Source organism: Streptomyces sp., from assembly GCF_031181555.1.
In the GTDB taxonomy this organism is placed as follows: domain Bacteria; phylum Actinomycetota; class Actinomycetes; order Streptomycetales; family Streptomycetaceae; genus Streptomyces; species Streptomyces fimbriatus.
Genome location: NZ_JAPSKQ010000072.1, coordinates 1,608 through 8,411, shown reverse-complemented (window position 1 = coordinate 8,411; position 6,804 = coordinate 1,608). Strand labels below are relative to the sequence as shown.

Genomic DNA, 6,804 nt, shown 5'->3' with positions numbered 1-6,804 from the left:
GACCGCCATCCTTCTGCTCGCCCTCGCGTTCACCACGGCACCCGGCCTCACGCCGCGGGCCGTGGCGGCGGGAGAGCGCGTCGACGTCTGGCTCACCACCACCTCGGACTCCGCCGGCCGCAACGTCACTCGCGGCCTCGCCCAGCAGAGCCCGGTCGGCTTCGGCCCCGCGGGCGGCGGCGCCGACCAGACGATCACGGTCAACGAGGGCACCACCTACCAGCAGTTCGAAGGGGGCGGCGCGTCCATCACCGACACCACCGCCCACCTGCTGCGCGGTGGTGCGATCAGTGCCTCGACCCGCGACGCCGTGATGCGCAAGCTGTTCTCGCCGACGGAGGGCATCGGGCTTTCCTTCGTACGCAACCCGATCGGTGCCTCCGACCTCTCCAGGCCCGGGCACATCTCGCTCGACGACACCTGCTGCGACCTCGCCGACTTCGGCGCCAACGGTTACGACACCGACGTCCGGCTGCTCACCGGCCAGGCCGAGCAGCTCAATCCGGCGCTGCGGGTGAAGGGCGTGCCGTGGAGCGCGCCCGGCTGGATGAAGGACAACGGCCGCATGGACCAGATGGGGTGGCTGAAGTGGGAGTACTACCCCATGTACGCCCAGTACCTGGTCAAGTACGTCCAGAGCTACCAGGCCGCCGGCATCGAGGTCGACTACCTGTCGGTGCAGAACGAGCCCAACTGCTGCCAGGCCGGCAATCCGACCGCGATGAACTACCCCGGCATGAGCTGGAATCCCTCGGGCCTGGTCGAGTTCACCAAGAACCACGTCTACCCGGCCTTCCGTGCCGCCGGGATCACCACCAAGATCCTGATCCACGACTGGAACTACGGCGACTACGCCGGCTTCGGCGCCCCGATCCTCGCGGACGCCGGAGTGCGCAACGACCCGCTGTTCGGCGGCATCGCCTGGCACGGCTACTTCGGCGACCCGGCGGTCGGCACCCAGGTCCACGACCAGTATCCGAACGTGCGGCAGTTCAGCACCGAGCACTCCGGCGGCACCTGGATCGCCAACCAGCACAACGAGGACCTCGCCGACATCGTCAACTACGCCCGCAACTGGAGCAGCAGCCTGGTCAAGTGGAGCCTGGCACTCAACCAGAACATGGGCCCGCACAACGGCGGCTGCGGCACCTGCACCGGGCTGATCACCGTCCAGGAGGGCGGTCCGCGGGCCGGACAGGTCGACTACACGATCGAGTACTACACCACCGGACACCTGACCAAGTTCGTGAAGCCCGGTGCCTACCGCATCGCCTCCACCGCCTCCGGCACCGTGCCCAACGTGGCCTGGCGCAACCCCGACGGCTCCAAGGCACTGATCGCCCACAACGGCGGCACCGCGCCCCGGTCGGTGCGCGTCGACTGGGGCGACCAGTCCTTCGTCTACACCCTGCCCGCCCGCACCACCGCGACCTTCACCTGGTCGGGCACGCCCGGCAACGGCGGCGGCGACGGCACCACCGGAACCCTCACCGGCCTGGCCGGCAAGTGCCTGGACGTCGCAGGAGGGAGCACGGCCGACGGCACCGCCGTCCAACTCCACACCTGCAACGGCACCGCGGCCCAGCGCTGGACCGTCGCCTCCGACGGCACCATCCGCGCCCTCGGCAAGTGCCTGGACGTCTCCGGCGGCTCCACCGCCGACGGCACCGTGGTCCAGCTCTACACCTGCAACGGCACAGCGGCCCAACGGTGGACCTACAACTCCGCCACCCACGATGTGGTCAGCACAGCCGCGGACAAGTGCCTGGACGTCCGGGACAACTCTTCGGCCGACGGGACCCGCACACAGATCTGGACCTGTGCAGGCACCCCCAACCAGAAATGGACCCTGGTGACCCCCTGACGGGGTGCATCCCGTCACCGAACCGGCTTGCGCCGCCTCCTCGTCTCCCTTCCGGGCGGCGCAAGCCCCTCTGTCACCAGGACCCGGATCGAGGTGACCACCGATTCCGGTGGCGGGCAGGACGTCGGCTTCGTCCACTCCTGGTGACCGGCCGGGCAGTGTCACTGGTCCCGTCATCGCCGACCGCCTCGAGCAAGGGCGGGGGACCGCCGCCCGCTGTACGCCGCCCCCTAGGGCCGGGGCGCCGCAGCGAAGCGGACGAAGCCGGCGATCCGCGGGCTGAACGTCAGCGCACCCTGCTCGCCGAGCGCCGAACGCACGCCCGCCGCCACATCGGCGTCCGGTTCACCGAACACCTCGAAGCGCTCCACCCGGCAGTGCTTCATCACCTCTTGGATGTACGGGTCCGCCAGCTTCCAGTGCGTGCGGACCGCGTCGGAGTCCCGATAGAGCTGGAAGCTGTGCGCAAGCATCCGCTCCTCGTCCACAAAGGTCTCCACCATCAGCTGCGGCCCGTGCTGCTCCGCGAACGCCACGGCCCGGGCGATGGCGTCGCGGAAGCCCTCCAGGTGGCCGTCGGTGATGCGCATGGTGTTCCGGAAGAGAAGGGTCGTGTTGTCTCGAGTGGTCATGGCTCAACTCTCGTTCCTCGACCGTGGTTGAGGTCAAGCGTTGTCCGGCCGGGACAGCCGGTCGAGCCGGTCGCGGTGGGCGGAGGTCAGGCGGAGGCGTTCCGCGGCGAGGTTCTCCTCCAGGTGGTCGATCCGGGCGGTGCCCGGGATGGGGAGGACGACCGGCGAGTGGCCGAGGAGCCAGGCCAGCGCAACCTGCGTGGGAGTGGCGCCGACCTCGGTCGCCACGGCGGCGACCTCTGCCCTCGCCCCCGACTCCCCCCAGGCGACAGGACGCCACGGCAGGAACGCGATCCCTGCCGCCTCGCAGGCCGCCAGCACGGGCTCATGCTCACGGTCGAGCAGGTTGTAGCGATTCTGCACGCTCGCGACGTCCACGATCCCCCGTGCCTCCTCGAGTTCGTCGACGGTGACCTCGGACAGCCCGATCCGGCCGATCTTGCCCTCGGTCCGCAGATCCCGCAGCGCACCGAGCTGGTCGGCGAGCGGCGTCTTCGGGTCGATACGGTGCAGCTGAAGCAACTCGATCCGCTCGACGCGCAGTCGGCGCAGAGCCTGTTCGACCTGGGCGCGCAGGACGGCCGGTCTCCCGTCGAGCCTCCATTCGTCCGAAGGGCCCGAACGGGCAACGCCGACCTTGGTGGTGATGAGCAGCCCGTCCGGGTAGGGGTGCAGCGCTTCGGCCAGGAGTTCCTCGTTGGCTCCACCGCCGTACAGATATGCGGTGTCGATCAGATTCACGCCCAGCTCGACGGCTCGCCGGACGACCGCGAGAGAGGTCTCACGGGCCGGACCCGGCTCCGTCGGCAAATGCATGGCCCCGAATCCGAGCCGCCGTACTTCCAGGTCCCCGCCGATACGCAACTCAGTCGATGTCACGTGCTGTCGCCCCCTTGTCCACAGGGCCACGCTAACAGCGCGGTTGGCCGAGAACGTCGGTTCGCCGGAAGGGGCCGGCCACCGACCGGTGTGCGGGCCCGAGGCGGTCAGACCGGCCAACCGCCTGCGGCGGCAGTGGACTTGGCGAAGTCGGAGAAGGACCGCGGCGGGCGACCAAGGGCGCGCTGCACGCCGTCGGAGACGTACGCGTCCTTACCCTCCCTGAGCGGATCGATGACGTCCGCGAAGGCCTCGGCGTCCGCGGGCGGCAGTCCCTGCCGAACCAGTTCCGCGACGTAGTCCTCGACGGAGAGCGGTACGTAGCGGATCTCCCGGCCGGTGGCCTCGGAGATCGTGGCGGCCGCCTCGGCCAGCGTCACCGCCCGGGGCCCGGACAGCTCATAGATCCGGCCCGCGTGCCGGTCCTCGGTCAGCGCGGCGACCACCACCGCGGCGATGTCCTCGGCATCGACGAAGCTGGCAGCCCCGTCGCCGGCGGGCAGTCGCAGCTCACCGGCGCGGACGGCGTCGGCGAAGAAGCCCTCGCTGAAGTTCTGCGCGAACCAGCCCGGCCTGCTGATCGTCCACTCCAGACCGCTCTCCCGCGTAGCGGCCTCGCTGTCGAGGATGCCCTCCAGCACACCGCTGCTGTCCTTCGCGTATTCCGGACTGTCGATTCCGCGCCCCGAGGCCAGCACGATCCGCTGCACCCCGTGCCGCACCGCCCGCTCGATGAACGGGCGGACAAGCTTCGTGCCGTCCAACTGCACGATGTAGACGGACCGTACGCCCTCCAGGGCGGCGTCCCAGGTGCCGCTGTCGGTCCAGTCGAAGACGTGCTCGCCGCTTCGGGCCGCCGCACGAACCGGCAGCCCTTTGGCCCGCAGTTGGCTGACGACGCGGCGGCCGGACTTACCGGTCGCCCCGGTGACCAGGATGGGAAGTTCAGACATGACCCCAGTCAACCGGTCGGCGCAGAGACGATCCATGGCCGGGAAGCTCCCTCTGATGTCTGGGCGTCTACGCTGAGGACATGGATGTCGTGTCGGAGCTGTTGGCGACGGTACGGGCGCGCGGCGCCGTCTTCCGGCAGACGATCATGCGGCCCCCCTGGGCCCTGCGGATGGCCGGCGGCGCCCCGCTGACGCTGGCCACGATGCTGCGCGGCCATGCCTGGATCGTTCCCGACCGGCACGAACCGGTCCGCATCGGAGCCGGCGACATCGCCGTCGTCCGCGGCGACGTGTCGTACACGGTGGCCGATGACCCCGCGACGACCCCCTCGCTGGTGGTGACCGGCGCCGACTACTGTTCGGCGGCCGAGGGCCTCGAGCGCGCCTCCGGGCCTGCCCGGACCTGCGGAACGCGCACCGAAGGAGCCGCCGTGCTGCTCAGCGGTGCTTTCGAGCGCCGGGGAGAACTCAGCGAACGGCTGCTGCTGGCCCTGCCCGCTGTACTGATGGTGCCGGCCGAGGACAGTCCCTACCCATCGGTGGAGACGGTGGCCGAGGAGGTCGCCAGAGACCGGCCGGGACAGCAGTTGGTGCTCGACCGGCTGCTCGACCTGATGCTGGTTTCCGCACTGCGCAGCTGGTTCGACAACCCGGACGCCGATGCCCCGGCTTGGTGCCGCGCGCTGGACGACCCGGTGGTGGGTGCCGCGCTGCGGCTGCTGCACGACGCGCCCGCCCACCCGTGGACGGTGGCAGACCTGGCGGCCGAGGTGGGGGTGTCGCGGGCGGCGCTCGCCCGGCGGTTCACCGCGCTGGTCGGCGAACCGCCGATGGCCTACCTCGCGGGCTGGCGGATCGCCCTGGCCGCGGACCTGCTGCGGGAGACGGACCACACGGTGGACACGATCGCGAGGAAGGTGGGCTACGCCAACGCCTTCGCACTGAGCGTGGCGTTCAAGCGGGTGCGCGGCACGCGGCCCAGTGATCACCGAAGTCCGGAATCAGGGCGGCGGGCACAGCACTGAGCGCGAGTCCTGTCTCCTCATCGGCTTGTGCCGCGGGCTGTACAAGCGGTACATGGCCGAGTCCACGGCCCACCGCCGGCACGCCCGCACCTGCACGACCCGCAGCCCCGAGTCCCTCTGCGAGACCGGGGCCCGGCTGTACGAGGTGTTCAGCCGCCTTCAGGACGCCCACCTCGGCCACCGCCACCATCAGGGCCGAGCTCCCCTGTCCGCCCGCGTCCCCCGTCCTTCGGCGGAGACGGCAGGCAACGCCGGGGCGACCCCGCGGCATGTACGCGGCCGGTGACGAGCTGCCGCGGCCGGACGGCGCCTGCCACTGGCCGGTGGCGACCGTGCCGGCGCCCCTCACGCTTCGGAAGGAGTCGATGGTGCCCCGGCCGACGCGCGGCAGCGAACGGGAGGAGTTCCGGCACGCCCTGGGCGTTCTGGTGGGGCTGGAGGCGGGGGAGGCGGTCCGTCACGCCGAGGCGCCGCTGCGCCGGGCGTAGGCACGGGCGGCGCGGGCCCGGTCGCCGCACCGGGTGGAGCACCAGTGGCGGCGGCCGTGGGTGCGCAGGAGGAACCGGTCACAGGGGGCCGAGCCGCAGGCGGCGAGGAGGTCGGCGTCGGGGCCGGTGAGCAGATCGGCGGCGTCGGCGGCGAGGGTCGCCAGTGCGTGGTTCACGGCCTGGTCGGTGGGGTGCGCCTGAACGCGGCGCAGCCCCTGTGCCCCGTCCCAGGCGAGCAGGGGCGCCGTGGGCACGGCCGTGAGCGCCTCGTTCACCGCCCGCAGGGACTCCTCGGGCGGGGTGGTGCCGCCGACGCGGGCGGCGAACAGGGCCCGGACGTGACCGCGCAGCGTGCGCATCCGCTGCGCGCACACCTCGTACAGCTGCACGTCCGGGGTGGTCAGGTCGTGTGCGGCGAGCCAGCGCATGGCGGATTCGGGGGCGGCGAGCAGGTCGTAGCTCTGGTGGGCGGGGAGGGTCGCGGCGGTGTCGGCGAAGTCCAGGGAGCGGTATCGGTCGGCGCCCGGAGCCGGGGGCAGAGCGGTCTGTGCGATGTCGGCAACCAGGGTCTCGTCCATACCTCTCATGGTATCGCTTGCCTTTTCCCGTGACGCCTGCCTGACCGCCCTTTCCGTCGGCAGCCCCGCCGTCCACGGCCCCGGCCCGCGCGAGGAGGTCGAGCCGACCACCGGCCAGGTCGTCGGCTTCGTCCTCACCGGTGAGGGCCTGCCCACCGTCTACGTCAGCGGCGACAACGCCTCGCTCGACGCGGTCGAGGAGACCGCCGAGCGCTTCGCGCCGGTGGACACCGCCCTCCTCTTCGCCGGAGCCCCCGCTTCCCCGTGCTCTTCGACGGCGCGCCGGTGGTCCTGGACAGCGCGCAGGCCGCCGAGGCCGCGCGCATCCTCGGTGCCCGCCGTGTCGTTCCCGTCCACCACGACAGCTGGGCCCACTTCACCGAGG

Annotated in this window: 8 protein-coding genes and 1 pseudogene; 5 read left to right on the top strand and 4 right to left on the bottom strand. The window is 71.4% G+C overall.

Translation table 11 applies throughout. The features are described from left to right. Positions 1-7 precede the first annotated feature (7 nt). Entirely contained in the window at positions 8-1,864 is a 1,857-nt protein-coding gene (locus RIM90_RS16645; RefSeq protein ID WP_309061504.1) for a lectin, read from the top strand. A gap of 230 nt (positions 1,865-2,094) precedes the next feature. Here the strand turns inward: RIM90_RS16645 and RIM90_RS16640 are convergent, their stop codons facing one another. The 3 genes from RIM90_RS16640 to RIM90_RS16630 all read right to left on the bottom strand — a co-directional run bounded on the left by RIM90_RS16640 (position 2,095) and on the right by RIM90_RS16630 (position 4,328). After that, positions 2,095-2,496, bottom strand: coding sequence for a hypothetical protein (locus tag RIM90_RS16640; protein WP_309061488.1), 402 nt, complete (start codon positions 2,494-2,496; stop codon positions 2,095-2,097). A 33-nt stretch (positions 2,497-2,529) separates the two neighbouring features. Continuing rightward, a complete protein-coding gene (locus RIM90_RS16635; RefSeq protein WP_309061487.1) occupies positions 2,530-3,375 on the bottom strand; it encodes an aldo/keto reductase in 846 nt (281 codons plus the stop codon). Between the two features lie 107 nt (positions 3,376-3,482). Then, the gene (locus tag RIM90_RS16630; RefSeq protein ID WP_309061486.1) at positions 3,483-4,328 is read right to left on the bottom strand and encodes an SDR family oxidoreductase; all 846 of its coding nucleotides are present in this window, start codon (positions 4,326-4,328) and stop codon (positions 3,483-3,485) included. A gap of 80 nt (positions 4,329-4,408) precedes the next feature. Here RIM90_RS16630 and RIM90_RS16625 point away from each other — a divergent pair, with 80 nt between their 5' ends. The 3 genes from RIM90_RS16625 to RIM90_RS16615 are packed head-to-tail and all read left to right on the top strand — an operon-like array spanning position 4,409 to position 5,841. Further along, a complete protein-coding gene (locus tag RIM90_RS16625) occupies positions 4,409-5,353 on the top strand; it encodes an AraC family transcriptional regulator (protein ID WP_309061485.1) in 945 nt (314 codons plus the stop codon). A 52-nt stretch (positions 5,354-5,405) separates the two neighbouring features. Further along, a complete protein-coding gene (locus RIM90_RS16620) occupies positions 5,406-5,639 on the top strand; it encodes a hypothetical protein (protein ID WP_309061484.1) in 234 nt (77 codons plus the stop codon). Further along, on the top strand, positions 5,623-5,841 hold the full coding sequence (locus RIM90_RS16615; protein ID WP_309061483.1) for a hypothetical protein: 219 nt from the start codon (positions 5,623-5,625) through the stop codon (positions 5,839-5,841). Before RIM90_RS16620 ends, RIM90_RS16615 begins: the two co-directional genes overlap by 17 nt. Here the strand turns inward: RIM90_RS16615 and RIM90_RS16610 are convergent. Then, positions 5,811-6,419 carry an ABATE domain-containing protein gene (locus RIM90_RS16610; protein ID WP_309061482.1) on the bottom strand — a complete coding sequence of 203 codons (609 nt, stop codon included), beginning with the start codon at positions 6,417-6,419 and terminating at the stop codon, positions 5,811-5,813. The genes RIM90_RS16615 and RIM90_RS16610 overlap by 31 nt on opposite strands. A 58-nt stretch (positions 6,420-6,477) precedes the next feature. Here RIM90_RS16610 and RIM90_RS16605 point away from each other — a divergent pair. Further along, positions 6,478-6,804 (top strand): annotated as a pseudogene (locus RIM90_RS16605) (MBL fold metallo-hydrolase); the annotation flags it as partial.